General features: G+C 65.4%; 22 protein-coding genes. 9 read left to right on the top strand and 13 right to left on the bottom strand.

The annotated features are described in order from the left end of the window. Window positions 1-29: 29 nt before the first annotated feature. Window positions 30-1,523, top strand: a complete 1,494-nt coding sequence (locus tag ACFW0H_RS16590; protein WP_422914966.1) for a helicase HerA-like domain-containing protein — start codon at window positions 30-32, stop codon at window positions 1,521-1,523. A 270-nt stretch (window positions 1,524-1,793) separates the two neighbouring features. Here the strand turns inward: ACFW0H_RS16590 and ACFW0H_RS16585 are convergent, their stop codons facing one another. The 8 genes from ACFW0H_RS16585 to ACFW0H_RS16550 all read right to left on the bottom strand — a co-directional run bounded on the left by ACFW0H_RS16585 (window position 1,794) and on the right by ACFW0H_RS16550 (window position 10,305). Continuing rightward, window positions 1,794-3,266 carry an inorganic phosphate transporter gene (locus ACFW0H_RS16585; RefSeq protein ID WP_422914965.1) on the bottom strand — a complete coding sequence of 491 codons (1,473 nt, stop codon included), beginning with the start codon at window positions 3,264-3,266 and terminating at the stop codon, window positions 1,794-1,796. Window positions 3,267-3,421: 155 nt separating this feature from the next. Beyond that, on the bottom strand, window positions 3,422-3,619 hold the full coding sequence (locus ACFW0H_RS16580; RefSeq protein ID WP_069082487.1) for a hypothetical protein: 198 nt from the start codon (window positions 3,617-3,619) through the stop codon (window positions 3,422-3,424). Between the two features lie 302 nt (window positions 3,620-3,921). Then, on the bottom strand, window positions 3,922-5,343 hold the full coding sequence (gene mapR, locus ACFW0H_RS16575; protein ID WP_422915089.1) for a GntR family transcriptional regulator MpaR: 1,422 nt from the start codon (window positions 5,341-5,343) through the stop codon (window positions 3,922-3,924). Window positions 5,344-5,424: 81 nt separating this feature from the next. Then, a complete protein-coding gene (ccoG, locus tag ACFW0H_RS16570) occupies window positions 5,425-6,840 on the bottom strand; it encodes a cytochrome c oxidase accessory protein CcoG (RefSeq protein WP_422914964.1) in 1,416 nt (471 codons plus the stop codon). A gap of 269 nt (window positions 6,841-7,109) precedes the next feature. Next, on the bottom strand, window positions 7,110-7,283 hold the full coding sequence (locus ACFW0H_RS16565; protein ID WP_422914963.1) for a hypothetical protein: 174 nt from the start codon (window positions 7,281-7,283) through the stop codon (window positions 7,110-7,112). A gap of 44 nt (window positions 7,284-7,327) precedes the next feature. Continuing rightward, window positions 7,328-7,912 carry an ADP compounds hydrolase NudE gene (gene nudE, locus ACFW0H_RS16560; RefSeq protein ID WP_422914962.1) on the bottom strand — a complete coding sequence of 195 codons (585 nt, stop codon included), beginning with the start codon at window positions 7,910-7,912 and terminating at the stop codon, window positions 7,328-7,330. 101 nt (window positions 7,913-8,013) lie between these two features. Next, window positions 8,014-9,144, bottom strand: a complete 1,131-nt coding sequence (locus tag ACFW0H_RS16555; protein ID WP_422914961.1) for a helix-turn-helix transcriptional regulator — start codon at window positions 9,142-9,144, stop codon at window positions 8,014-8,016. 114 nt (window positions 9,145-9,258) lie between these two features. Beyond that, complete coding sequence (locus ACFW0H_RS16550) at window positions 9,259-10,305, bottom strand: Rieske 2Fe-2S domain-containing protein (protein ID WP_422914960.1); 1,047 nt, start codon at window positions 10,303-10,305, stop codon at window positions 9,259-9,261. Between the two features lie 181 nt (window positions 10,306-10,486). Here ACFW0H_RS16550 and ACFW0H_RS16545 point away from each other — a divergent pair, with 181 nt between their 5' ends. From ACFW0H_RS16545 to ACFW0H_RS16520, 6 genes are all read left to right on the top strand, one after another. Further along, window positions 10,487-10,672, top strand: a complete 186-nt coding sequence (locus ACFW0H_RS16545) for a hypothetical protein (RefSeq protein WP_422914959.1) — start codon at window positions 10,487-10,489, stop codon at window positions 10,670-10,672. Between the two features lie 11 nt (window positions 10,673-10,683). Then, window positions 10,684-11,610, top strand: coding sequence for an alpha/beta hydrolase (locus ACFW0H_RS16540; RefSeq protein WP_422914958.1), 927 nt, complete (start codon window positions 10,684-10,686; stop codon window positions 11,608-11,610). A gap of 11 nt (window positions 11,611-11,621) precedes the next feature. Continuing rightward, on the top strand, window positions 11,622-12,710 hold the full coding sequence (gene ribB / locus ACFW0H_RS16535; RefSeq protein ID WP_422914957.1) for a 3,4-dihydroxy-2-butanone-4-phosphate synthase: 1,089 nt from the start codon (window positions 11,622-11,624) through the stop codon (window positions 12,708-12,710). 2 nt (window positions 12,711-12,712) lie between these two features. After that, window positions 12,713-13,924 (top strand): NADH:flavin oxidoreductase, encoded by a 1,212-nt coding sequence (locus ACFW0H_RS16530; RefSeq protein WP_422914956.1) that lies wholly within the window; start codon window positions 12,713-12,715, stop codon window positions 13,922-13,924. 166 nt (window positions 13,925-14,090) lie between these two features. Further along, complete coding sequence (locus tag ACFW0H_RS16525) at window positions 14,091-14,468, top strand: hypothetical protein (RefSeq protein WP_422914955.1); 378 nt, start codon at window positions 14,091-14,093, stop codon at window positions 14,466-14,468. Window positions 14,469-14,509: 41 nt separating this feature from the next. Then, on the top strand, window positions 14,510-15,070 hold the full coding sequence (locus tag ACFW0H_RS16520) for a nuclear transport factor 2 family protein (RefSeq protein ID WP_422914954.1): 561 nt from the start codon (window positions 14,510-14,512) through the stop codon (window positions 15,068-15,070). Here the strand turns inward: ACFW0H_RS16520 and ACFW0H_RS16515 are convergent. From ACFW0H_RS16515 to ACFW0H_RS16495, 5 genes are all read right to left on the bottom strand, one after another. Further along, window positions 15,067-16,455 (bottom strand): DUF1329 domain-containing protein, encoded by a 1,389-nt coding sequence (locus ACFW0H_RS16515; RefSeq protein WP_422914953.1) that lies wholly within the window; start codon window positions 16,453-16,455, stop codon window positions 15,067-15,069. The two genes, ACFW0H_RS16520 and ACFW0H_RS16515, sit on opposite strands and share 4 nt — an antisense overlap. Window positions 16,456-17,251: 796 nt before the next feature. Continuing rightward, window positions 17,252-18,808, bottom strand: a complete 1,557-nt coding sequence (locus ACFW0H_RS16510) for a DUF1254 domain-containing protein (RefSeq protein ID WP_422914952.1) — start codon at window positions 18,806-18,808, stop codon at window positions 17,252-17,254. 342 nt (window positions 18,809-19,150) lie between these two features. Further along, window positions 19,151-20,143, bottom strand: a complete 993-nt coding sequence (gene surE, locus ACFW0H_RS16505) for a 5'/3'-nucleotidase SurE (RefSeq protein WP_422914951.1) — start codon at window positions 20,141-20,143, stop codon at window positions 19,151-19,153. A gap of 114 nt (window positions 20,144-20,257) precedes the next feature. Next, complete coding sequence (locus tag ACFW0H_RS16500; RefSeq protein WP_422914950.1) at window positions 20,258-21,634, bottom strand: DUF1329 domain-containing protein; 1,377 nt, start codon at window positions 21,632-21,634, stop codon at window positions 20,258-20,260. A 23-nt stretch (window positions 21,635-21,657) separates the two neighbouring features. Beyond that, on the bottom strand, window positions 21,658-23,295 hold the full coding sequence (locus ACFW0H_RS16495) for a DUF1302 domain-containing protein (protein WP_422914949.1): 1,638 nt from the start codon (window positions 23,293-23,295) through the stop codon (window positions 21,658-21,660). 235 nt (window positions 23,296-23,530) lie between these two features. Between ACFW0H_RS16495 and ACFW0H_RS16490 the strand changes: the two genes are divergently transcribed. Together ACFW0H_RS16490 and ACFW0H_RS16485 are read left to right on the top strand one after the other, a co-directional pair. Continuing rightward, the gene (locus ACFW0H_RS16490; RefSeq protein ID WP_422914948.1) at window positions 23,531-25,282 is read left to right on the top strand and encodes an FAD-binding protein; all 1,752 of its coding nucleotides are present in this window, start codon (window positions 23,531-23,533) and stop codon (window positions 25,280-25,282) included. A 52-nt stretch (window positions 25,283-25,334) separates the two neighbouring features. Then, the gene (locus tag ACFW0H_RS16485; protein ID WP_422914947.1) at window positions 25,335-26,171 is read left to right on the top strand and encodes an SDR family NAD(P)-dependent oxidoreductase; all 837 of its coding nucleotides are present in this window, start codon (window positions 25,335-25,337) and stop codon (window positions 26,169-26,171) included. Window positions 26,172-26,175: the final 4 nt, after the last annotated feature.

The following is a 26,175-nucleotide window of genomic DNA, read 5'->3' as shown; positions in this document are numbered from 1 at the left end:
TGTGAAAGCTTTAATCCGAGGAAGGCAAAATGCCCGAGCAACTTTCCCTGATTCTTGGCGCTGACCCTGCGGGCAATGCCGTTTCCCAGGCCATGAAACTGGCCAACCGCCATGGCCTGGTCGCCGGTGCCACCGGCACCGGCAAGACGGTGACGCTGCAGCGCCTGGCGGAGGCCTTCAGCGACGCCGGTGTCGCCGTGTTCGCCGCGGATATCAAGGGCGATCTCTGCGGCCTCGGCGCTGCGGGCAATCCCCAGGGCAAGGTGGCCGAACGCATTGCCGCCATGCCCTGGCTCGGCCATCAGCCACGGGCCTATCCCGTCACCCTCTGGGACGTCGCCGGCCAGTCCGGCCACCCGCTGCGCACCACCCTCTCCGAGATGGGGCCACTGCTACTGGGCAACCTGCTGGAGCTCACCGACAGCCAGCAGGCCGCGCTCTATGCCGCCTTCCAGGTGGCCGACCGCGAAGGCCTGCTACTGCTCGATCTCAAGGACCTCAAGGCCCTGCTCAACCACCTCAAGGCCAATCCGGACCTCCTCGGCGAGGACCGCGCCCTGTTCGCCGGCGCTTCCGCCCAGGCCCTGTTGCGGCGCCTGGCAACGCTGGAGCAGCAGGGGGCCGAGGCGCTTTTTGGCGAGCCGGCGCTGCAGTTGGAGGACATCCTCCAGCCCGACCGCGACGGTCGCGGGCGCATCCACCTGCTGGATGCCAGCCGGCTGGTCCACGAAGCGCCCAAGGTCTACGCCACCTTCCTGCTATGGCTGCTGGCCGAGCTCTTCGAGCAACTACCCGAACGCGGTGATGCCGACAAGCCGGTGCTGGCGCTGTTCTTCGACGAGGCCCACCTGTTGTTCGCCGATACCCCGAAGGCATTGCAGGAGCGCCTGGAGCAAGTGGTGCGGCTGATCCGCTCCAAGGGCGTTGGCGTCTACTTCGTCACCCAGTCTCCCAGCGACCTGCCGGACGACGTGCTGGCCCAGCTCGGGCTGCGCATCCAGCATGGCTTGCGCGCCTTCACTGCGAAGGAGCAGAAGGCCCTGCGCGCGGTGGCCGACGGTTTCCGCCCGAACCCGGCTTTGGACACCCTGGCCGTGCTCACCGAACTGGGCATAGGTGAAGCCCTGGTGGGCACCCTGGAAGAAAAGGGCACGCCGGCCATGGTCCGGCGCGTGGCTATCGCCCCGCCGCAATCGCGCATCGGCCCGCTGAACGAGACCGAGCGAGCTGCCCTGGTGCGCAATTCGCCCCAGGCCGGCCATTACGACAAGGCCATCGACCGTGAGTCCGCTTATGAAATGCTCACCGCCCGAGCAGCCCGGAAGCCGGTCGAGGAGCCCGAGCCGCGCGGTGGCAAGCCGGCGGCGAGCCAGCCCGGCATGGGCGACCTGGCGGGCGAGCTGCTTGGCACTTTCGCCAGTCAGGCCATGAAAACGGCGGTGCGCCAGGCTGCCAACCAACTGGGCCGGCAACTGGTACGCGGGCTGATGGGCTCGCTGCTGGGGGGCAGCAAGCGCCGCTGAGGGACGGCAGGGCGCGTCCTTGTAGGGGCGAATTCATTCGCCAAGCAGGCCGAAGGGCTGCCCTTCGAGTCACCAGGGGGCAGCGCGTAGGGTGGAAATCCCTTTGGGGATTTCCACCATCGGTGCCTTGCGTGGCCTCGCTGGTGGATAGAAAAGCGCTATCCACCCTACACGGCTGAGTTCCATTGGTGGGCTGAAGCCCACCCTACCCAGCCAGAGTCCAGAACGAAAAAGGGCGCCACAAGGCGCCCTTTTTCATGCTCGTCCAGATCAGACGATAAAGGTATTGGCCAGCCAGAACAGACCGGCGGAGAGCGCCATCGAGGTGGGCAGGGTAAGGATCCAGGCCATCAGGATGTTGCGCACGGTGCTGCCCTGCAGGCCGCTCTTGTTGGCGACCATGGTGCCGGCGACGCCGGAGGACAGCACGTGGGTGGTGGACACCGGCAGGCTGTAGATGTTGGCCATGCCGATGGCGCAGGCGGCGGTGATCTGCGCGCTCATGCCCTGGGCATAGGACATGCCCTGCTTGCCGATCTTCTCGCCGACGGTGCGCACCACGCGCTTCCAGCCGACCATGGTGCCGATGCCCAGGGCCAGGGCCACCGCCAGGATCACCCAGAACGGGGCGTATTCGGTGGTGGCGGTCAGGTCCTTGCGCAGCTTCTCCAGGTCGGCCTTTTCACGCGCCGGCAGTTCGGAGAGCTTGCCCACCTTCTTCGCGGTGTCGTCCAGGCAGAGCAGGTAACGGCGTACCTGCACGCGGGTGTCATCGCTCAGGTCGTTGTAGCTGGCGACTCCGTTCAGCACCTTGAGCAGGGCGGCGATGGTCGGCTCGGTCTGCTTCGGATCGCAACGATAGAGCTGCGGCATCTCGCTGCCGTTGCTCTTGCCGAGCGCCAGCATCTCGCCGAGGGTATCGGTGTGGCGCTGGTAGAACTGGCTCAGGTGAGTGGCCGCATCGCGGGTGCGCTCGATCTGGTAGGTGGTGCTGTTGAGGTCGAGCACGAACTTGGCGGGAACGATGCCGATCAGCACCAGCATGATCAGGCCGATGCCTTTCTGACCGTCGTTGGAACCGTGCACGAAGCTCACGGCCATGGCGGAAAGCACCAGCACCAGTCGGTTCCAGAAGGGCGGATGCTTCTTCTCGTCCAGTTCCTTGCGGGTTTCCGGGGTCTTGTGCATCTTCGACAGCGGGTACAGCCACTTCAGGCCCAGCAGCAGCAGGGCCGCGATCATGAAACCCGCGGCCGGGGAGAAGATCAGCGACAGGCCGATGTCGATGGCCTTGCCCCAGTTCACGCCTTCGCCCAGGGGCAGGTCGGTGAGTACCGCGTTGGCCAGGCCGACGCCGAGGATCGAACCGATCAGGGTGTGGGAGCTGGAGGCCGGGATACCGAAGTACCAGGTGCCCAGGTTCCAGGCGATCGCTGCGGTGAGCAGGCTGAACACCATGGCCAGGCCGTGGCCGGTGTTGACGTTGATCAGCAGTTCCACGGGCAACAGGTGGACGATGGCATAGGCCACGCCAACACCGCCCAGCAGCACGCCAAGGAAATTGAAGATCCCTGAGAGGATCACCGCCCGGTAGGGCGACATGGCCTTGGTGTAGATGACGGTAGCCACCGCGTTGGCGGTGTCATGGAAACCGTTGATGAATTCGAATGTCAGGACGAATGCCAGGGCGAGACAGAGGCTCAGCACCAGCCAGGCATCTAGCCCGCTGAATAGATCGAACATGAAGGTTGTGTGACTGGCTCATGAAGGGGCGGCGATTATGCCAGAAAACCGGTCGTCGCCCAGACCCGGACGTCGAGCGGTTTCCGGCATGCCACCCGCAAGTTGTCGCAAATCAATACGAGTGATTCCCTCCGCTGGAAGGGTGCGACAAATTGTCAGGGTTCCTGGCCGAGCTCTTTTTCGATCTTTTCCAGCTCTTTTTCGAAGCTTTTGTCGAGCAGGCTGGGTTTTTTGCGCCAGGGTTTTCGCTCAGGATCCCTTTGCGCGGCATAGGTCGTGACCTCGCCGCCGTATACATCCTTGTAACGTTGCGCCTGGCGCTCGAGTTCGGCGCGCAGTTCGTCTTTCGTCACGTGATTTTTCCGTTTTCTTGATTAATGGTCTTGATGGCAATCGGGCAGTCTAGAGGCGTTGGCCGAGGTTCCGCAGCCCACCCGGCCTGGGCCGTTGGCACGGCCTTCTTGTAAGAAAAAGTTCAACTATCGCAACTTCGGGCACTTTCCTGCGCACTACGGAAAGACCCTGTCGTTAATCCGGGAATAGACGCCGAATTTGCGGGAACCCCGGAAAGAACGATTGAAAGTATAACAAGCCAACGGGAAAGCTCCATTGCAGGATTATCCCGTCAGCTCGAACGATAGCGACTCCAGCTCTGTCAGGGATTACCCATAAGAGACCGAATAATTCTGCCGAGAGTTTCCATTGCCTGTTCGCTGGAGTTGCTCCAGGGATGACCAAAGTTGAGGCGGGCGCAATGGCTGAAACGCCGTGTTGCGGAAAAAATCGGACCTGGCGCGATGCTGATCCCTTGGGCCAGGGCGAGTTGGAACAGGCGTAGCGAATCCACCTGCTCGGGGAATTCCAGCCAGAGGAAGTAGCCCCCCTCCGGCCGGCTGACGCGGGTTTCTTCCGGGAAATGCCGGGCGACCGCCGCGAGCATGGCGTTGCGCTGGCTTTCCAGGGCATAGCGCAGCTTGCGCAGATGGCGGTCGTAACCGCCGTGCTGCAGGTAGTCGGCAATGGCGGCCTGGGCCGGCACCGAGGCGGAAATGCTGGTCATCAGCTTGAGCCGCTCGATCTGTCCGGCGAAACGGCCGCCGGATACCCAGCCCACGCGATAGCCGGGGGCCAGGCTCTTGGAGAAGGAGCTGCAATGCATGACCAGGCCTTCGCTGTCGAAGGCCTTCACCGGCTTGGGCGCGTGCTGGCCGAAATACAGCTCGGCGTAGACATCGTCCTCGATCATCGGCACCTGATGCTTGGCCAGCAGGGCCGCCAGTTGGCGCTTCTTGTCCTCGGAAAGGCTGGCGCCCATCGGGTTCTGGAAGTTGCTCATGAACCAGCAGGCCTTGATCGGCAGCCGTTCCAGGCTGTCTTCCAGCACCTGCAGGTCGATGCCGTCGCGGGGGTGAACGGGGATTTCCACCGCCTTCAGTTTGAGCCGCTCCAGTACTTGCAGGCTGGCGTAGAAGGCCGGCGCCTCGATGGCCACCAGGTCGCCGGGGCGGGCGACCACCTGCAGGCAGAGGTTCAGCGCTTCGAGCGCACCATTGCAGATCACCAGTTCCTCGATGGGCAGCGGCAGGCCGCCGACCATGTAGCGTAGGGCGATCTGCCGGCGCAGGGCGTGGTTGCCGGGCGTCATGTCGGCCACCGTGGAGCGGGGGTCCATCTCCCGCACCGCATGGGCCATCGAGCGGGCCAGGCGCTGCAGGGGAAAGAGTTCCGGGCTGGGGAACGCGGAACCGAAGGGCACGGTGTCCGGGTCCTTGATGGAGCTGAGGACCGAGAACACCAGTTCGCTGACGTCGACCTCGGTGGTCGCCGCTTCCCGCGGCCCCGGTTGGGGCTCGGGCAGCGGCCGGCGCACGTGTTCGCAGACGAAGTAGCCGGAGCGCGCGCGGGCCATGATCAGCCCGCGGCTCTCCAGCAGGTAGTAGGCCTGGAACACCGTGGACGCGCTCACGCCGTAGGTGCGGCTGGCGTGGCGCACCGAGGGCACCTTCTGTCCGGGCGCCAGCACCCCGGTGCGGATCAGTTCGGCGATCTCGTCGGCGAATTTCTCGTAACGCTTCATCTTTTCCTGGTTGGGCAGCGGCCAGTGGGTGCCCAACTCTAAGCGCTCGGCGTGTGCCCCGCCACGGTCACGAGCCATGCTTCAGCGCCTCGGGCTGACGAAGGTGCTGCTGGCGCTGGCCTCGTTTTCCGGCGCATCCAGGCTGCGCACCACGAAGCGCAGCGGACGCGAGCCGGCCGGTCCGCTGTCATCGGTTTGCGCCACCGAGACCGGCAGCGAGAGGATCTCGCCGGCGCCGATGCTCACCTCGTGCTCGCCCTGCAGGCGGAAACCGGGGGCGTCCGCCAGTTCCACGACATAGCGCTGGTCCTGCTGGGTCTTGTTGATCAGCTTGAGGTTGTAGATGTTCTCGACCTCGCCGGCGGCGTTCTCGCGGAACATGCCGCGGTCCTTGATCACGTCCACCGACAGTTGCGGGCGGGCGCTCCCCATCCAGATCAGGGCGATGATCATCAGCAGCAGGGCGATGGCGTAGCCGACCAGGCGCGGGCGCAGCAGCCGGGTCCTGCCACCCTCCAGGGCGCGTTCCGAGCTGTAGCCCACCAGGCCGCGGGCGTAGCCCATGCGGTCCATGATCGAGTCGCAGGCGTCGATGCAGGCGGCGCAGCCGATGCAGGCGATCTGCAGGCCATCGCGGATGTCGATGCCGGTGGGGCAGACCTGCACGCACATCTGGCAGTCGATGCAGTCGCCCAGGCCCTGGGCCTTCGGGTCGCTGTCCTTCTTGCGCGGGCCGCGGGACTCGCCGCGGGCGGCGTCGTAGGAGACGATCAGGGTGTCCTTGTCGAACATCACGCTCTGGAAGCGCGCGTAGGGACACATGTGGATGCACACCTGCTCGCGCATCCAGCCTGCATTTATATAGGTGGCGGCGGTGAAGAAGATCACCCAGAACAGCGCGGTGCCGCCGACCTCCCAGGTGGCGAGGTTCGCCACCAGCTCACGCACCGGGGTGAAGTAGCCGACGAAGGTGATGGCCGTGGCCACGCTGATGGCCAGCCACAGGCTGTGCTTGGCGCTGCGGCGCAGCAGCTTGCCGGCGCTCCAGGGCGCGGCGGCCAGCTTGATGCGCTGGTTGCGGTCGCCCTCGGTGACCTGTTCGCACCACATGAACATCCAGGTCCAGACGCTCTGCGGGCAGGTGTAGCCGCACCAGACGCGGCCGGCAAACACCGTGATGAAGAACAGACCGAAGGCGCAGATGATCAGCAGGCCCGAGAGCAGGATGAAGTCCTGCGGCCAGAAGGTCGCGCCGAAGATGTAGAACTTGCTGTCCTCCAGGCTCCAGAGCACCGCCTGGCGGCCATCCCAATCCAGCCAGAGCGTGCCGAAGAACAACAGGCACAACAGGCCCGCGCCGATACGGCGCAGGTCGCGATAGAAGCCGGTGAAGCGGCGGGTGTGGACAGGTCCGTTGGAAGCGGACAGGGGTTTGTTTGCAGCGGGCGGCAGGGAGGGGGTGACCTCGATGACCTGCGCCGGGATTCTCTCGCTCATGATCAGTGCCCATCAGGCTGTTACGGCGAGACGGACTATAGGAAGGCACTGATCGGCAAAACAGATTCAGGTAGGTCGGCAAAAACCATATCAGATGGCGGCGACCAGGGTTCCAGGCCGCAAGGCGCGTGGATTGGGCAGCCGGCGGCCGAACCCGTGGCAGCTGTGCGGCATCCGGTCGCGGGCCGCCGGGCAGCCTGGCCGGTGTGCGGGCTGGGCGAGGGCCTCGGCGTGGCGCGCAAGCGTTCGCTGGCGTCGGGGCACCCCGATCAGGGCAATAGCGAGCCTATGGTCGGTACCGGCATGAAACAGCTGGGGTAGGCGGGCGGGCAGTACTGGGTGGCGGCCAGGGGCGGCGGCAGGGGGCGCATGATCACGGCGGTGTAGGCGGCAGCGAAGGCGCAGACGACAAGGGCGAGACACAGTTTTTTTCTTGTTTTCATGATCATTCCTCTGCACAGGAGGGACATGTTGTTATGGGGCAAGACTAGAAAGGGCTGCGACTTGCCGCCTCGTCCGAACGGACTAGATGCCGGTCTGACCTGCTGAGTGCCATGAACAGCGCGGCAATGGCGCGTGCTTCCTGCAGTTCCCCCGAGGCCACCAGGGCCGGCAGCTGCGCAAGGGGCACGTGGATGACCTCCAGCGGTTCCGGTTCGTCACCCTCGGCCGCGCAGGGCTGCAGGTCTTCGGCCAGCACCACGCGGCAGCTGTGGCACAGGTGGCCTGGCGCCAGGGTCAGGAGGCCCAGTTCCCGCACGCGGTTGGCACGCAGGCCGACTTCCTCCATGAGCTCGCGGTTGGCCGCCTGTTCCGGGGTCTCGTCGCCGTCGACGCCGCCCTTGGGCAGGCCCAGGACCCGCTGCTCGACGCCCACCGCATACTCGCGCACCAGCAGCACATGGTCCGGGTCGGGCTGTGCGACCACGATCACCGACTGGTAGCCGGAGCCGCGCAGGCGCTCGTAGATCCGTTGCTGGCCGTTGCTGAATTCCAGGTGCAGGGCCTCGATCTGGAACCAGTCGCTCTTGGCCAGGAGTTCGGTCTTCAGGATGGTGGGCAGGCTGCGCATGGCGGGCTCCCGTGACGTGTCCTGGCAGAGGGTCGCGCGCATCGGGAGCGGGGGCATCGTCTGGATGGACTAGCGGGAGGCGGAACGAGCACCGCCGCCCGTCACCCCAGGGTGGCGACACTCCTGAGGATCAGCCGCACCAGCATGGTCTGGCGGGTCACCCCGGTTTTGGAGAAGGTCGAGCGCAGGTGCGCCCGCGCGGTGTTGCGGCTGATGCCGAGGGCGTCGGAGGCCTCGTCCAGGGTCAGGCCGTTGGCCAGCAGCATGGCCAGTTGCGCCTCGGCCGGGGTCAGGTCGAACAGGGCCTTGACGATCTCCTGCGGGGCGCTGGACTCCTGTTCCGGATCGCTGATGAAGATCACCACGGTCGGGCACTGCTTGCCTTCGCTCCAGGCGCTGGGCGGCACCGAACGGACGATGATGCCCAGGTCCGCCCGCCCGGACGGGCGCTGCACGCGCATGGCCTCGACCACCGAGGGGTTGCTGCTCTTCTGCGAGGCCAGCGCCTGCTTGACCAGTTGGCGGAAGACCTGGCTGTCGCGCGCGGTACCTACCTGCAGGCCCTCGTTGACCAGCTTGATGCCATCCTTTTCCTCCAGCAGCCGTTCGGCCAGGCGATTCTTCTGCAGCACCTTGCCGTCCTGGTCGAGGATGATGGTCCCCACCGCCAGTTGATCCACCGCTCCGGCATAGAGGTTGCGCTCGCTCTCCACCCGGTTCAGGTGCATGTGCAGGATCACCGCCTGTTCAAGGTGAGGCAGGAACAGGGTGAGCAGGTCCTTGTCGCGTTGGTCGAACGGGGGATCGCTCTTGCCGCGGGAGATACGGATGCGGCACTGCGCGCCATCGCTGCCAGTGATATCGGCACCGAGGATGTGAAACACGTCCACCGGCTCCATGAAGCTCTTGTAGAACTCGGAGTTCTGCCAATCGCTGTCCGAAACGAACTCGGCCAGGGTGATGACCTGGCGGTTGGGCAGGCCGACGAAGGGGTCGAGGCTGTAGAAGTGCTGGTTGTAGGAGGCCGTTACCTCCGCCGAGGAGCCGATGGTGGAAATACTCAGGCCGTCCACATGCTGGCTCGGCGGGCGCAGGATGAAGGTGGCGTATTTGGATGAAAGGCAGTTCTTCAACTGATCGAGGAAAGTGGTCCACGGAATGTGTTCCAGCGGTCCTTGATAGAGGTTGCGGAGCATTCCGCTGAACTCGTCGAGCGTAAGTATCTGTGCCATGTCTGAACCGGTTTCTTATTTTTATGTATAAGCCGATTCATACATAGGAATCGGCATTCTCCACAAGAGAAATCGTCTGCCGCTGATCGACAGACGATTGGCTCAAGGGAGGGGTCAAGCGGTCTCGGTGACGTCGAGAACAACGAACGAGCGGGGTTCGGCCGCTGCGGCGTCCAGGTTGGCGACATCGGTGTAGAACTGGTCGTACCACTTGCGCAGCTGGTACACGGGGCCATCGCCATCGCACAGCAGCGGGTTGTCCACGCGGGTCTTGGTGTGCCAGATGGCGACGTCTTCATAGAAGGCGTCCTGGGCCTGTTTCACATAGGCCTGGGCCATGGCGCGGTTCTGCTCGTCGGTCAGGCCGGCAACCTTCTTCACCAGCACGCCGTAGCGCAGGGTGAAGCTGTGCATGTCGATGGGCACATGGCAGTTGAGCAGGATGGACTCGATCGGCACGCCGCCCATGGCACCGGTCATCTCGGTGATCTGGTAGGCCGGACCAAAGTAGGTGGCGACCGTGGTCAGTTCGCTTTCACCGGAAAGGCGGGCGCTGCCGCCGCGCATGTACTGGATCGCCAGGTGCCCGACGAACTTGTTGCTGAAGTGGGTCAGCTCGGTGCCGTGTACCGAGTCGAAGTGCGCCATGTCGGCCACGTTGTCGATCAGCTCGCGGCAATTGGTGTCGATCTTCAGTTCGGCCACTTCCCACTCGGCCCATTCGTCGCTGAAGCAATGGTCGATTCGGGGAATAGCCTGCTCGGCGATGGGTGGATTGCCTTCCGGGTCGTTCCAGACGAACAGCAGCTTGTTCTGTTCCATCACCGGCCAGGATTTGATCTTCGCCCGGGGCGGAATGCGCTTGGCGTAGGGAATGTCGTCGCAAACGCCGTCACCGCGCCAGCGCCAGTCGTGGAACGGACAGCGCACGGCATCCCCTTCCACGCAGCCTTCGCTGAGGTCCGCGCCCATGTGCGGGCAATAGCCGTCGAGGATGCGGATCTGCCCATCCTCTCCGGCGAACGCCACCAGGCGGGTGCCGAATGCATCCAGGCGGTGGGGCTTGCCGTTGCGATACTGGTCGGCCAGGCCCAGGCAGTGCCAGCCACGGGCGAAACGGGGTTCCAGCTGCTTGGCTTCGATTCGATGCAGCGTCGTCATCTTCTTGTTCTCCCTTCGGGGTCCTTGAACGCTGCATCCGACTCAGGCGTGCCGCCGCAGCTCGTATTCCTACGGGATTCTGCGGAGCCGGCATTTTCCGGCATCGTCTGATCGGACGATGGCCCCGCCCGACGCCACGGTTTTACTGGCGAGCACTACAACAACACGAGGTGATTCAGCCATGCGAATCGAACCTGGCCTGGTGGCGGTGATCACCGGCGCGGCCGGCGGCATCGGCCGTGGCCTGGCGGAAGAGGCCCGGCGCTTCTGGCTGCTGCCCCGCAAGAACTTCAAACCGGCGCTGGAACGGCGCCTGTCCAGCTTCCTCGACGAGACCAATCCGGTCTTCCAGATGGCCGACGCCTAAGGAGCTCCAGCATGTCCCTCGACCCCCAGATCGCCGTGGTGCTCCAGCAGTTCGCCAACATGCCGCAGCCGGACTACAGCCAGCTCGACCCGGTGCAGTACCGCCAGTTCAGCGACAACCTGATGTCGCCCATGCCCGGCGAGCGCCTGTTCGAGGTGCGCAACCTGCCCCTGGCCGGCGCCGAGGGCGAGCTGGATGCGCGCCTCTATCGCCCGGAAGACCGCAATGACCTGCCCTTGCTGGTGTTCTTCCACGGCGGCGGCTTCGTCATCGGCAACCTCGACACCCACGACAACCTCTGCCGCAGCCTGGCCCGCCTGACCGGCGCCGTGGTGGTCTCGGTGGCCTACCGGCTGGCGCCGGAGCATCGCTTCCCGGCCGCTCCCCATGACTGCTATCGCGCCACCTGCGACCTGGTGGAACGTGCCCGCGAACTGGGCTTCGACGCCAGCCGCCTGGCCCTGGCCGGGGACAGTGCCGGTGCCAACCTGGCCATCGCCGTAAGCCGCCTGGCGCAGATCCGCAAGGGCCCGAGGATTGCCTGGCAGTGCCTGTTCTACCCGGCCATCGATGCCCGCTGCGACAGCGCCTCGCAGCATGAATTCGCCGAGGGCTACTTTCTTACCCGCGAGCAGATGCGCTGGTTCTGGGAGCAGTACCTGCCGCGTGCGGAGCAGTTCGATGACGCCCTGGCGTCCCCTCTGCGTGCCGAGGATCTGGCGGGGCTGCCGCCCACCACGCTGCTCAGCGCCGAATACGACCCGCTGCGCGACGAGGGCGAGGCCTTTGCCCGGCGCCTCGAACAGGCGGGGGTCAAGGTCCGCCTCGAACGCTGCGAAGGCATGATCCACGGCTTCGTCAGCATGGCCGCCTTCGTCGCCCGGGCCCAGGCTGCCCTGGAGTCCGCCGCCGCCGACCTGCGCCACGCGCTGAATTGAAAGGAGCGCCCATGGATAGCCCACAACGACTGATCGAGGCCATGGCCAGCGGTGCGATGCTGGTGGTGACCGATGACGAGGGCGAAGGTGAAGGCTCGCTGGTGATCGCCGCTGGCAGTGCCGATGCCGCCGCCATCAACTTCATGGCCCGTGAGGCGCGCGGGCTGATCTGCCTGGCGCTCACCGAGGAGCGCTGCCAGGCCCTCGGCCTGGAACTCATGGTGCCCAACTCGCGGGCCCGCCACGGCATGGGCTTCACCCTCTCGATCGAGGCGCGCACCGGCGTTTCCACCGGCATCTCCGCCGCCGACCGCGCACGCACCATCGCCGTCGCGGTGGACCCGGCCAGCGGCGCTGCCGATCTGGTGCAGCCCGGCCATGTTTTCCCCCTGCGTGCCCAGCCCGGCGGGGTGATGCAGCGCGCCGGCCATGTGGAAGCCGCCTGCGACCTGGCGCGCCTGGCCGGGCTGATGCCCGCCGCCGTGCTGGTGAGCATCCTCGACGAGCAGGGCGAACCGGCGCGCGGCCAGGCCTTGCGCGACTTCGCCCAGCGCCACGGCCTGCCGCTGGGCAGCGTGGCCGACCTGATCCACTACCGCATCCTCCACGAAGGCACCATCCGCCGCTCGGGCGAGTACCCCATCAGCAGCCGTCACGGCGATTTTCGCGTCATCACTTACCTGGACGACTACGAGGGGCAGTTGCACCTGGCGCTGGTGCGCGGCGAGGTGCGCCGCGACACCCCGGCCCTGGTACGGGTGCAGTCGGTGGAAACCCTGCGCGATCTGCTGGACAGCCATCCCGACCAGTGGAACCTGGAGCGCGCCCTGGCGCGGGTGGCGAAGGAGGGCGCCGGCGTGGTCGTGCTGCTGGCCCATCAGGAAACTCCCGGTTCGGTTATCGAACAGCTTCAGCAAAGGGTCGGACAAAAGCCGCGCCCGCCCAGCTTTCCGCAGCGTACCTTGGGCATCGGCGCGCAGATCCTCCGTGACGTCGGCGTGCGCAAGATGCGCCTGTTGAGCTTCCCCGTGAGTTACAAGGCTGTTTCCGGGTTCGAGCTGGAAGTTGCGGAGTTCGTCCCTTTCGAACCGCAGGAGTGAACATGAGCAATGCACTGGACAGGCTGCTGAGCCCCGCCAGGCTGGCCGGCCTGACCCTGCGCAATCGCGTGATCAAGACCGCGACCTTCGAGGGCATGTGCCCCGGTGGCATCCCTGGCGACGACCTGATCAACCACCATGCCGGCATGGCGCGCGGCGGCGTCGGCCTGACCACCGTGGCCTACTGCGGCGTGTCGCCCGATGGCCTGACCTTCCCCGACCAGATGTGGATGCACAGCGGCGTTTTCCCGCAGCTGCAACGTCTGGCCGCCGCCGTGCATGCCGAAGGCGGTGCGCTCTCCGCGCAGCTGGCGCACTGTGGCTATTTCAGCCGCAACAAGCCGCGCGGCATTCCACGTCCGCGCGGCCCGAGCGCCTGCATCAACCAGTACGGCGTGTTCTCCGGCGTGCCCTTCGGCGGCGCCATGGACAGCACGGACATCGCCCGTACCGTGGCCGAATACGCTTCGGCGGCCAGCCTGGTACGCGACGCCGGCTTCGATGCCATCGAGATCCACATGGGGCACGGCTACCTGCTCAGCCAGTTCATCTCGCCGCTGCTGAACAAGCGTCGTGATGCTTACGGCGGCAGCCTGGAAAACCGCATGCGCTTCCCGCTGCAGGTCCTGGCGGCGGTACGTGCGGCGGTGGGCAAGGATTTCCCGCTGCTGGCCAAGCTCAACCTCAGCGACGGCCTGGCCGGCGGGCTCGGTATCGACGAATCCTGCCGCGCCGCGCAATTGCTGGAGCAGGGCGGGCTGGATGCCATCGTCATGAGTGGCGGGCTGGTCAGCCGCACCTCGATGTTCCTGTTCCGTGGCGAAAGCCCGCTGCCCTACATGATCCCGCTGGAGAAGAACCCGCTGCAGCGCACGGCGATGAAGTGGTTCGGCGGCGCGTCCTTCCCCGAGATGCCGTACGAGGAGATGTACTTCCTCGAAATGGCGCGGCAGATGCGTCGCGCGGTGAGCATGCCGCTGGTCTACCTGGGCGGCGTGGCCACGGCTGACAGCATGGGTCGGGCCATGGCCGAGGGCTTCGACTTCATCGCCATGGGGCGCGCCCTGCTCAACGACCCGCACCTGGTGCAGCGTGTGTCCGAGCAAGGCCCAGGCTGGAAGAGCGCCTGTACCCATTGCAACCAGTGCGTCGCCAGCATGGGCCTGCCGGGTGGCATCCGTTGCACGCTGGGCCAGCCGAATGCTTTTCACTGAGTCGGAACAGGCTCTTCTGTAGGGGCGAATTCATTCGCCAACCGGTCCGGAGGACCGGCCTTCACGCTTGCCTGGGGATGCTTCGCATCCCTTGGCGAATGAATTCGCCCCTACAGATGGTCCGCGCCAGAGGACAAGAGGGCGCGTCCGTGAACCCACAGGCGGCGTGGGCCAGGCGATCTGCGAGCGCCTGGCCGAGGCGATCCAACTGACCCTCGGCGACGAGGCGACCGTTAACGCGGCGCTCCAGGAACTCGCTGCCAACCAGCGTATCCACACCCTGGTCATCGCCTCCGGTTCCGATATCTCCCAGCCACGGATCGGCGAATTGAACCTCGCGCAACAGAAGCGGGTGATCGATGCTGGCATTTTCCACCGCCTCTGGGCCGACGGCACCTTCGACGAGAAGTGGAAGGACGCGGTGCAGGCCAAGCTCTGCATCAAGCATTGGGGCATGGCCGAGGCCGCGGCCTTCCTCGCGTCCAACCGCGCTGGCTACACCACCGGGCAGATCCTGGCGGTGGACGGCAGCTACGGCGTCTGAGCACCGCCCTGCACAGTCTTCCCACCGCCAAGGAGGTTGCCATGGACCCGATGCAGGCGTTCATCGACAGGCACGAAATCGAACAGCGCTATGTGCGTTACTGCGAGCTGATCGACCACGGCAAGCAGTTCGAGGCCATGGGCGAGGTGTTCACCCCCGACACCCATGGCGAGTATGCGCAGTACGGCACCGTCGTCAGCGGTGTCGACCAGCTCATCGCCGCCATGCGGCACAACCTGGGCACCGGCTCCAACTGCGGCGCCACCCAGCACTACGTGAACAACTTCCGCATTGCCGTCGACGGCGACCGCGCTACTGGCAGATGCCACTTCTACGCCGTGCACCAGGGACTGAATCGATACGCGGGCAGATCTATTCGATGTGGGGCGAGTATGAGGACGAATGGGTGCGTGGCGCGGAAGGCTGGCGCGTCGCCCGGCGGGTCTACCATGTGTTCGGCCGGCGGGGATCGTTTCTCGGGATGGGCAGTGACCCGGTTGCGCTCCCGATTTTGGCGCGTCTTCCGCAAGGCTCACCCTGTCCAGCGCCGGGGCGCTGGACAGGGTGACCGACATCGCGGCCATGGGCGGCGTTGGAGTTAGCGGCCCAGTTTGCGCAGGTTGGCCGGTGTGAAGTCATCGGCTTCGAAGGTGCTGGCGTTGAGCTTTGCCGGCGCGCTGTCGTTGACCAGGCGGTCGGCCAGGTAGGCGCCGCTGATCAGGTCGTGGAACAGGGCAACCCGGGCCTGGAAACTCTGTGCATCATAGGCGTACTGAGTGGTTTGCATGTTGCTGCGCCAGAGCAGGCCCTTGCCGTCATAGTTATCGGCCATCACGCCAATCCAGGAGTCTTCGTCGATGTAGATCACCCGCCGCGCGTAGATGTGACGCGCGCCCGGCTTCAGGGTGGCCTCCAGGACCCAAACCCGATGCGGCTCGTAGCGCATGTACTGCGGGTCGAGGTGCCCGCGTGTACGGGTCAGCTGGGCCACCGATACACCGGGTTGGTCCAGCGCGTAGTTGTTGTAGGGAATGAAGAGTTCGCGCTTACCCAGCAGCTTCCACTCGTAGCGGTCCGGGGCCCCGTTGAACAGGCGATCTTCGTCCACTACGCGAAAGCCGCCGGCGCCACGGGGCGTGTCGTAGGCGATGGTGGGCGCGCGGCGCACGCGGCGGGTGCCTGGCACGTACTGCCAGCTCTGCGCGGGCTGGAGAATGGGGTTGATGAAGGTCTGGGAAAGGATGATCTCGCCTTTCTTGCGCGCGGGCTCGAGGGTGGTCAGCAGCGCATAGGCGTGACGGCCTTCGATGCTCTCCGGCGTCTGCCCGGGAATGTCCCAGACGTTGAGTATCTTGTAATCCACCGACTCGAATACCTGATTGCCGTTGGACAGGGTCAGGACCATCTTGTAAACGGCCTCCTCCCGAGTCGGCCGAGCGGGGAGGATGAGGTTCCACATCAACTCGTAGCCGTTCTTCGGAATCGGGAAAGGTGAGGCGCCGACTGCGCCCTTGACGCCGTAGCCGTCGCTGACAAGGGTGGCATTGATAGCGTTGGCGGCGATGTTCCCTTCTACCCGCTCGGGGAAGCGGAAGTCGCGGTGGCTGGGGAAGACCGGCATCCGGAAGCTGTCCGGATAGCGCTTGAACAGGGCCAGTTGGCCATCGGAAAGTTTGTCCCGGTACTGCTCCACATTGGCTGCGGTGATGGTGAACAGTGGTTTCTCATCGGAGTAGGGGTCCTGGTAGTGGCTGCTATTGCCGGCATGGGTGATTCCGGGCGGTGCCCCCAGCCATTTGCCGCTCCAGGCGGGGATGCTGCCATCGGCATTTCCGGCCATCTCGGCGCCCATGGGCGTCAGGTCCTTGCCCAGGCGGGCGGCTTCTTCGGCGCTGACCTCGGCCAGGGCCTGCGTGCTCGCGAAGCTGACGGCGAGCAATATGACAATCTGTGCCACAGCTGCCAGGGGGCGTGTTGTTTTTGTCATTCCAACCTCCGGTCATGGCGGCACCCACGGCCGCCAGGGTGTGATGGGTGGCCCACTATCGAAATGCGGCCTGGCAGCCGCCATGGTCTGTTTGGACTAGTGACGGGCCCGAAGGGATGTGGCGGGCGGAGGGGCAGTTCGGCGCCAGTGGCCGGCTGGCGGTGCTTTCGGCGAAATGGAGAGTTTTGCTGGGTGGTTGCGATGGGAGCTTTCGCCAACAGGAGTGGGAAATTTCAGATGGTGTTTTCAGTCGTGAAAAAGGGGGGCGTGGATGGTTGGGGAGGACCGGATTGGCAAATTGGTGTGAGTGCCCGTGATTGGCAGCGTGCCGTCGGAAACTACCCTCACCCCCGCCCTGCGCCCCGGCCCGATCGCTTCGCGCTCAGGCGCTCATCGGCACCGGAAGCGGTGCTTCCAAGAGCGTGCCTCTTCGCCCCAGAGGTAGCGGGATGACTCGCGCCTGCAAGGCACGAGCAAGTCTGAATCCAATAGCCGCCTGAAACTGCGCGAAAGCGGTGGGGCAAGGACCCGCCCCTTCAGGAGGGAAACGCAGTAACAGCCAAAGGCTGGTCACTCGGCGAAGTCGAGCCGGATGTCGGGGCAAGCCTTTTTGGTTCCTGTTGGGTGGGCGGCACTCCGTCGACTGCCAAAAAAGGGGCTCGCCCGGAAGGGCGAAACAGAGACCCGGAGCCCACTCGGCAATGAGTTGGCCATCAGAATCCCAGCCCCGCATACCGGACTGCCAATCCAGGTTGAACTTCTTTCCCCGCAACTCCGTACGGGTGGCGCGTCCCTGTCAGTCAGCCACGCGAACGATCTTCGGCATCGGGTAGGAGCCGTCGATCAAGGCCGAGGTCGGTCCGTAGAAACGTGGCGCCAGGCGGAACCGGCCGCTACTCGGCGTCGGTAGCCAGTTGCGCGCCTGCTCCGGGTCATTTGGCCGGGCGCTTTGCAGGTAGAAGGTGAGCTTGCCGTCATGGACGACGAAATCACCATTGCGCTGCATGTAGCTGGTGGCGCTGTAGCGGTCGATGGGGTTGTCGACGAAATAGCCGTGGTCGTCGTACACCGGCAGCTCCCAGAACTCGGTCACCGGCGGCAGTTGGTCGAGATCGAAGGTCAGGGTGTAGCGGTGCCGGCCATCGAGGGGCTGGCCGTCGGCATCCTGCAGGCCGTAGGCGATGGTGTGCGACTGGTAGGGCACCGGGCTGCCCCAGGCGATCTCGGCTGCGCCGGCGCGCAGCACGTAGTCGTTGTCGTCGTAGCCGAGGCTGGTTTGCAGCTTCCAGCCGTTCATGTCGCGCAAGGCTGCCTGAAAGGCCTGGCGCGCCTGCTGGTGGGCCTCGAGGAAGCCCGCTTCGAGGGCGTCACGCTGGCTGTCGCTGAGGCGCGCGGGGTCAAAGATCACTCCCCTGCGCAAGCCGAGGCGCTCCAGGCTGCGTAGGGTTTCCAGCTCCTTTTGCGAGTCGCGACGCGGGGTCATCGAAGCGTCGTTGAGCACCAGGCTGACCAGTTGCAGGTAATCCATCGGCGTCATGCTTTTGGCCAGGTCGCCGATCTGCGCCATGCGCGGGAAGCTGGCATAGCTCGCCTTGACGATAGGTTGGCGTTCCAGGGGCGGTGCGTGGCGGTCGTGCCGCAGCCAGAGTTCGAGCGGGAGGATGGCGACGCCGTCCATGATCTTGCCGGCGGCCGCCAGGTCCGCGGCCGAGTGCTTGTCCTTCACTGCCAGGCGCAGTGTCATCACGATGGCGTTGGATGGCGCGCGGACGATCTCGGTGGCGCTGAAACCGGCCGGGAAAATGCCGTCCCAGTCCGGGCCAACGATCAGGTACCGCTGCGGCTCGTTGCCGCTGAACGGACTGCCGCTCATGAAGAACCAACGGGCATACTGGTCCATACCCTGGATGCTCCAGTAGCGGCCGTCCTTCACCTGCGGGGAAAGGACTAGCACCGGCCCTTCGCGCAGGTCGAAAAAGCCGCCGGAATACAGCGTCGAGGCATTCGGTGTGGTCGCGAAGCGTTGTTTGGCGGTGAACAGCTGGCGGCCGTGCTGCAGACGATTCAGCCCACGGAAAGTCGGTGCCTGGTCCTGCTGGGTGAACAGGTAGCGCAGTTCGTAGAAGCCCGCTTGCTGCATGCCCCAGAAGAAGGCCTGCTTGCTCAACTGGCGGATTTCATCCGGTGCCAGGGCCGGGTCGAGCTGACTTGCGGGCGCTTCGCCGGCCTCTAGCAGGGAGCCCTGCACGAGACACCACGCGGCTAGGGCGAGTGACTGCAGCAGGGGCGAGGTCCGCAGGTTGCGACGGATCGAGGTGATCCGGGCGGGGATAGAAGATTCTGTTGTTGTCATTCCGGACTCCGCTCAGGTTGTTGTGGGCGGTCCACTATCGAAATGCACTGGTCGTGGCACCATCGTCTGATGGGACTAGTCATGTTCCTGGTGGGGCCCGGCGGGCTGGCCGGGAAACTGGCGAAAGCCACATTTCACGGGGCTTGCAACCAGGTGGCGGGCGGCCGGTGGTGACCAGGGATGGGACGGTTCGCTTGCCTGAATGGGAAAATTCACTCGTAGGGATAAGGCATGAGAACGAGCCGGGACGAGGGGACCGGCTTGCTGTCTAGTCGCCTATGACAGGACATGAAAAAGCCCCCGCACCTCACAGCTGCGGGGGCTTTCTTTTATGCCCGGGAATCAGGGCTCGACACCCTCCAGCAACAGCTTCGCCTGGGCCTGCACGATGGCCGAGGCGGTGAAGTTGCCGTCGATGGGGGTGATCACCGCCTTGCCGAGGCTGAGCTGGTAGGCGTCGCCCTGCTTCTGCGTCGCGGTGGGGGCCGGCGGCGGCACCAGGTTGACGCGCACCACGCCATCGGCGCCTTGCTGCGGGGCGAAGACCACGTTGCCCCAGTCGCCGATGGGGGCGAAGGCCACGCCTGTCACCTGGCCGGCTTCCAGGGCCGGGTAGTTGATGTTCAGCCCGGTGTTGCCCGGCAGGCCGATCACGTTGGTCTCGCAGTAGGGCCTGGCCTTGCCGCCGCTTTTCTCGCACAGCTTGCGGGCTTCGGCGCCCATCGCGGCGGCGCGGTCGATTACGCGCACGGCGAAGCGCGCGGTGTCATCCATCGCGTTGAGGGTCTTGAGGTAGCCGGCCTGCGGGTCCTGGGCGATGAGCTGCAGGTCGATGGCGGTGGACACGGCAACCGCCGGCACTCCTTTGAACATGGCGCGCACGGCGGCGTTGACGGTGCCGGACATCTGCGTCAGCGGGCCGACGTTGTCGCCGAAGTTGGTGCCGGAGACCACCAGGTCCGGGCGATTGTCCTTCAGCAGCAGGTCAAGGCCGACGTTCACCGCGTCCACCGGCGTGCCGATGGCCGAGGTCTTGCCGGCCGGCGGGGTATAGCCGGCGGGTGCGCCGACGCAGTACTTGCCCTGGGCCAGCTGGGTGATGGCGACGGCCTGGCCGGGTACCACCACGCTGGCGGCGCCGATGCCGCTGCTGTCGTTCTGCGGGCCGACCAGGGTCACCTGGTGGCCGGCGGCGACCAGCGCCTGGTAGACGGCATCGATGCCCGGGGCACGGCAGCCGTCGTCGTTGGTGAGCAGGATATTCAGGGCGCTGGCCTGGAGCGAAAGGGACAGGGCGGCCAGGCCGATGGCGGATTTCAACAGCGTGTGCGTCATCGTCGTTTCCTTTGTGGCGAGAAGGGAACCTTGGGTCGACTGCTGGCTGAACGAAGGTGGTTTTCGGGGGACACAAAAAAGCGAGGCCCGGGGGGCCTCGCTCGATCAGTGGGCTTATTTGCCCAGCTTGCGCAGATTGGCGACGGAGAAGTAGTCAGCTTCGTAATTGCTGCTGTTCAGCTTCGCCGGCGGCTTGCCGTTGAGCAGGCGGTCGGTCAGGTAGGAACCGGCGATCAGGTCGTGGAAGATCGCCACCCGTGCCTGGAAGCCTTGCAGGTCATAGGCGTAGGCCGTGGTCTGCATGTTGCTGCGCCAGAGCTGGCCCTTGCCGTCGTAGTTGTCGGCCATCACGGCGATCCAGGAGTCCTCGTCGATGTACAGCACGCGTTTGCCATAGATGTGGCGCTTGCCGGGCTTGAGCGTGGCTTCCAGGACCCAGACACGGTGCGGCTCATAACGCATGTAGTCGGGGTTGACGTGGCCGTTGGTGGACAGCAGGTCGTCGAGCTTCAGGCTCGGGTCGTCCAGCTTGTAGTTGTTGTACGGGATGTACATTTCCTTCTTGCCCACCAGTTTCCACTCGTAGCGGTCCGGGGCGCCGTTGAACAGGCGGTCCTCGTCCATCACGCGGAAACCACCGGCGCCGAACGGCGTGTCGTAGGCCACGGTCGGTGCGCGGCGCACCCGGCGGTTACCCGGCAGGTACTGCCAGGCCTGCGACGGCGAGGCGATCGGGTCGGTGAAGGTATGGGCGAGGATGATCTCGCCTTTCTTGCGGGTCGGCTCCAGGGTCTGGACCAGGGCGTAGGCCTGCTGGCCACCGAAGGATTCCACGGTCTCCTTGGGCGAGTCCCACACCGAGAGGATCTTGTAGTCCATGGACTCCATCGAGCGGTTGCCGTTGGAGAGGGTCAGCGCCATGGTGTAGATGGCGTCTTCCTTCCAGGCACGGGCCGGCAGGTTGAGGTTCCACATCAGCTCGTAGCCATTCTTCGGGATCGGGAAGGGCGAGGCGCCGATGGCGTTGACCACTCCATCGCCGCCGTGGACCAGCTCGGCGCTGGTGGCGTTGGCGAGGGTGCGCTGCAGGACCCGGTCGGAGTAGCGGAAGTCGCGATGGCTTGGATACACCGGGATCTTGAAGCTGCCCTTGTAGCGCTGGAACAGTGCCTTCTGGCCGTCCGAGAGCTTGTCGGCGTACTGCGCCATGTTCTCCGCGGTGATGACGAACAGCGGCTTCTCACCGGCATAGGGGTCGCCGTAGGCAGTGCCCGAGCCTGCATAGTTGACCTGGGGCGGAGCGCCCAGCCACTTGCCGCTCCAGGCAGGAATGCTGCCATCGGCGTTGCCGGCCTTTTCTGCCCCCATGGGGGTGAGGTCGTTGCCCAGGCGTTTGGCCTCTTCCGGAGAAACCTTGGCCAGAACCGGGGTGCTGGCGAGAGCGGCGGCGAGAACGCCAGCCAGGAGCGGGGTCTTGTTGTTCAGTTGCATGTTGAGTCTCCTGCGGCAGTGGATCAGAAGCTGTACTTGACGTTGATGCCGAAGTTGTCGCGGTCCGCGAATGGGGTGTCGCCGGCGTCGCCGAGGAAGGCGTTGTAGCGGGCTTCCACCGTGAAGTTGTTGAGGTAGCGCCAGGTGGTGCCGACGCCCAGGCGGTTGTCGCCTTCACCCATGCCGAAGGTGCCCGGCATGGACGAATCGCCGCCCAGGTTCTGGCTGAAGATCAGCGGCACGGTCAGGTCCCAGCCGTTGAAGATGTTCAGGTACTCCAGGGACAGGTTGACGGTGTAGCCCCAGGAGCTCTTGTCGAAGAACAGCTTGTCGGTGTTCGGCGTGACCAGCGGGAAGGCGCCGCCCTGACCGTCCGGGACGAAGGCGGTGAAGCTGGGCGCCTTGTCGTTGTCGAGCACCTCGTTGTAGCCAACCTCACCGGTCAGGGTGGCGTTGTCGGCGAAGGGCGTGGTGCCGATGGAGTGGATGAAGGACATCTGCGCCTGCATGGTTTCGGCGCGCACCGGGTGCGGCACCAGGCCGGTATCCACCAGCACCGGCTGACCGTCGCGATAGCTGACCTCGCCGCTGATGTTGGTGTCGCCAACCACGGTGGAGAAGCTCGCGCCGTACAGGTCGATGTCGTCGAAGTAGCGCACCCGGTAGTTGGCGGTGTTCCAGTCGGTGAGGAAGTCGATCTGCGGCGCCTTGTCATGGAAGCGCACGTAGTAGAGGCCGAACTCGGTGTTGTTCAGCGACTCGGCCACGTAGTTCAGCGCCACGCCGTACTGGCCGCTGTCACTGGGTTTGTCGTCGTGCAGGCGGCGGGTGATGCCGAAGGCATCGGTGAAGCCGCCTTCATCGATCTGGTCGGAAACGGAGAAGAAGCTGCCGACGCCGTCAATCTCGGTCTTCTCCCACTCGTACTGGTAGTAGGTCTGGAGGCTCAGGGCGTCGGTCAGGTCGATCTGGCCGAATACCTGGCCCACCGGCAGGAACAGTTCCTTGAGCTCCACGCCCGGGGTGTTGGCCTTGGTGGCATCCACCGGGGCCATGGCGCCGGAAATGCCGTTGCCGATGAACAGGCTCTCGCCCCAGCTCACTACCTGGTCGCCCACCCGCAGGTTGAGGTTGTGGCCGCCCAGGTCCCAGGCGCCATAGACGTAGTGATCCAGCAGGCGCAGGTCCTTGCCGTGCTGGTCGATGGTGCCGTGGGGGAAGTGGTTGGCCTGGGAGCACTGGCCGCCGGCGAAGCAGTTGGAGGTGCCGGTGTGGTTGTCGTTGCTGCGGTTGTAGACGTCGTCGTAGAAGCCGCTGGCGCGCACGAACAGGCCGAAGTCCTGCTTCCAGTTGAAGTTGGCTTCGGTGAGGAAGCTGGAGCGGTTGGTGATCAGGCTGCCCTTGTCGAAGGCGTTGTTGCCGTCGTCGATGTTGGCGATGGCCGGGTTCGGGAAACCGTTGGACAAGGCGTGATCGCGGGACTCGGTACGCCAGGCCAGGGCGTAGGTGAGGGTGGTGTCCCAGGAAATCTTCAGGTCGTCGCTGGGCTCGAAGGCCATGGCCTGGCCCTGCCCGGCATGCCCCAGCGCCAGACCCAGGCAGGCGACGCGGATCGCTAGGTGAAGCGGCTGAAGTGGTTGGCCTTTTGTTGTTCTTATCATGATGTCGCTCTCGGCAAGGCTGGGCACTGCTCGGACTACCAGGCCCACGGTTGAGTTGAGTGTGGCGGGCCTGACTATGTGGTCACCGCCGGCGGGCAACATCGTCCGAAAAGACTACGCGCCTCGTGTTATCCACAGCCCCTGGGCGCTAGTCCCAACGGACGATGCTGGCGGTGGGTGGGGCTGCCGAGAATCCGGCTGGACAGCGCAAACAGAACAACAAGGGAGCAACCCGATGAGCGCGAACAGCCTGCAGTGGGACGACAGCTGCGACGTACTGGTGGTGGGGTCGGGAGCCGGCGCCATGACCGCTGCACTGCGCGCCCATGACCTGGGATCGAAGGTGCTGGTGGTGGAGAAGAGCGACCGCTACGGCGGCACTTCCGCGATTTCCGGCGGCGGTATCTGGATTCCCTGCAACCACCGCATCGAGGCCCTGGGCGGGCGGGATTCGGCCGAGGAAGCCATCGCCTACATCCGCGCCGTGACCCATGGCGAGATCGACGACGGCCGCATCGAGGCCTACGTGGAGAAGGGCCATCAGGTGGTGCGCTACCTGGAGGATCGCTCCCGCGTGCGCTTCGAGGCCCAGCCCCGCTATGCCGACTACTACCCGGAAGTACCCGGCGGCAAGCCCGGTTTCCGCTCCATGGATCCGCTGCCCTTCGATGCGCGCCAGCTGGGCGAGGAATTCGCCCGGATGCGCGAGCCATCCCCCGGCACCCTGATGATGGGCCGCATGGCCATGACCATGAAGGAAGCCCAGGTGCTGCTCTGCCGGGGACCGGGCTGGGTCGGCCTGACCATGAAGATCCTCTGGCGTTACTGGCGCGACCTGCCGGGCCGCCTGCGCAGCAAGCGCGACCGTTTCCTCACCCTGGGCAATGCCCTGGTTGCCGCGCTGCGCTGCTCGCTGCTGGACCGCCAGGTGCCGGTCTGGCTGGGCTGCCGCCTGGAACGCCTGATCGAGGAAGAGGGCAGGGTGGTCGGCGCCGAGGTGATCCGCGCCGGCAAGCGTGTGCTGATCCGCGCCCGCCGCGGCGTGGTGCTGGGGGCGGGCGGCTTCGAACGCAACCAGGCGATGCGCAGCCAGTATCACGCCCAGCCCTCGCGTAGCGACTGGAGCGCCACGCCGCCCTACAACACCGGCGACGCCATCCGCGCCGGCCAGGAACTGGGCGCCGCCACGGCGCTGATGGACCACAGCTGGTGGGCGCCGACCACCCATGTCGAGGGCGAGGAAAAGCAGCGCGCGCTGTTCGTCGAGCGCACCTTGCCCGGCTGCATGATGGTCAACTCGGCGGGTCAGCGCTTCGTCAACGAAGCGGCACCCTATACCGACATCGTCTACGCCATGTACGACAACAATCGCGAGGGCGCTACCAGCGTGCCGTGCTGGCTGATCTTCGATGCCGAATTCCGCCGCAAGTATCCCTGCGGCGCGCTCCTGCCGGGCTACGCCATGCCGGACGGCCGCTTGCCGAAGCATCTGCTCAGATACTTCCACAAGGCCGACAGCCTCCAGGAGCTGGCTGCAAAGATCGGTGTCGACGCAGCCGGACTGCAGCGCACCGTCGATCGCTTCAACCCCATGGCCGAAGCGGGCAAGGATCTCGATTTCCACAAGGGTGACTCGCTGTTCGACCGCTACTACGGCGACCCGACGGTAACGCCCAACCCCTGCCTGGCACCCCTGGTGAAGGCGCCGTTCTACGCGGTGAAGATCGACGCCGGCGACATCGGTACCAAGGGCGGCCTGCTTACCGACGTGCACGCCCGCGTCCTGCGCGAGGATCGCACGCCCATCGCCGGGCTCTACGCCATCGGCAACAGCGCCGCGTCCATGATGGGCCGCACCTACCCCGGCGCCGGCTCGACCATCGGCCCGGCCATGGTGTTCGGCTTCCAGGCCGCCGAGCACATCCACAGCACTGCGCCTGTAGGAGCGAATTCATTCGCGAAACAGGCCGAAGGCCTGTCCTCCTGAATCCGGGCCGCCTTGCGGCCCTTCGTCCACACAAGAACAAGAGGATGACGAAATGATCGATTTCACCGGCAAGACCGTCCTGATTACCGGCGGCGGCGTGGGGATCGGCCGTGCCATGGTCGAGGCATTCGCCCGCGCCGGCGCGCGCCTGGCGGTCGCCGAGGTGGACGGCGAGCGCGCCGCCGCCCTGTGCGACTGGCTGGCCAGCCAGGGTGCCGAGGCCCTGGTGGTGCAGACCGATGTCACCAACGGGGCCCAGGTGGCGTCGCTGGCCGAACAGATCGAAGCGCGCTTCGGCGGGCTCGACGTGCTGATCAACAATGTCGGCGACTCGCTGATGATCGCCAAGCCCTTCGACGGCTACAGCGACGAGGACATCGACCGGCTCTACGCCGTCAACCTGCAGCACATCTTCCGCGTGACCCGCACGATGCTGCCGCTGCTGCGCCGCCAGGGTGCCGGTGGCAGCATCATCAGCCTGTCCTCCATCGAAGCCTTCCGCGGCATTCCCAACTGCAGCGTCTATTCCGCCTTCAAGGCCGCCATCGGTGGCTTCACCAAGAGCCTGGCCCTGGAGCTGGGCCCGGTGGGCATTCGCGTCAACCAGATCGCCCCCGAGTCCACCGAGACTCCGCAACTGCCGATGTCACTGATGATCGCCCCGGAACACCGCGCGCAACTGCCGAACTGGATTCCCCTGGGCCGCTTCGGCCAACCGGAAGACATGGCCGGCGCCGCACTCTTCCTGGCCAGTCCGCTGTCCGGCTGGGTGACCGGCACCACCTTGCATGTGGATGGCGGCGCCCTGGCTGCGGCGGGTTGGTATCGCGACCCGAAAGGCACCTGGACCAACGTACCGGTGATCACGGGCAACGGTTTCAACTTCTAGAACC

The sequence above is a fragment of the Metapseudomonas cellulosilytica genome (assembly GCF_049334135.1).
Classification (GTDB): Bacteria; Pseudomonadota; Gammaproteobacteria; order Pseudomonadales; family Pseudomonadaceae; genus Metapseudomonas.
The sequence above is the reverse complement of the archived record's forward strand: the minus strand, read 5'-3'. Positions and strand labels throughout refer to the sequence as shown.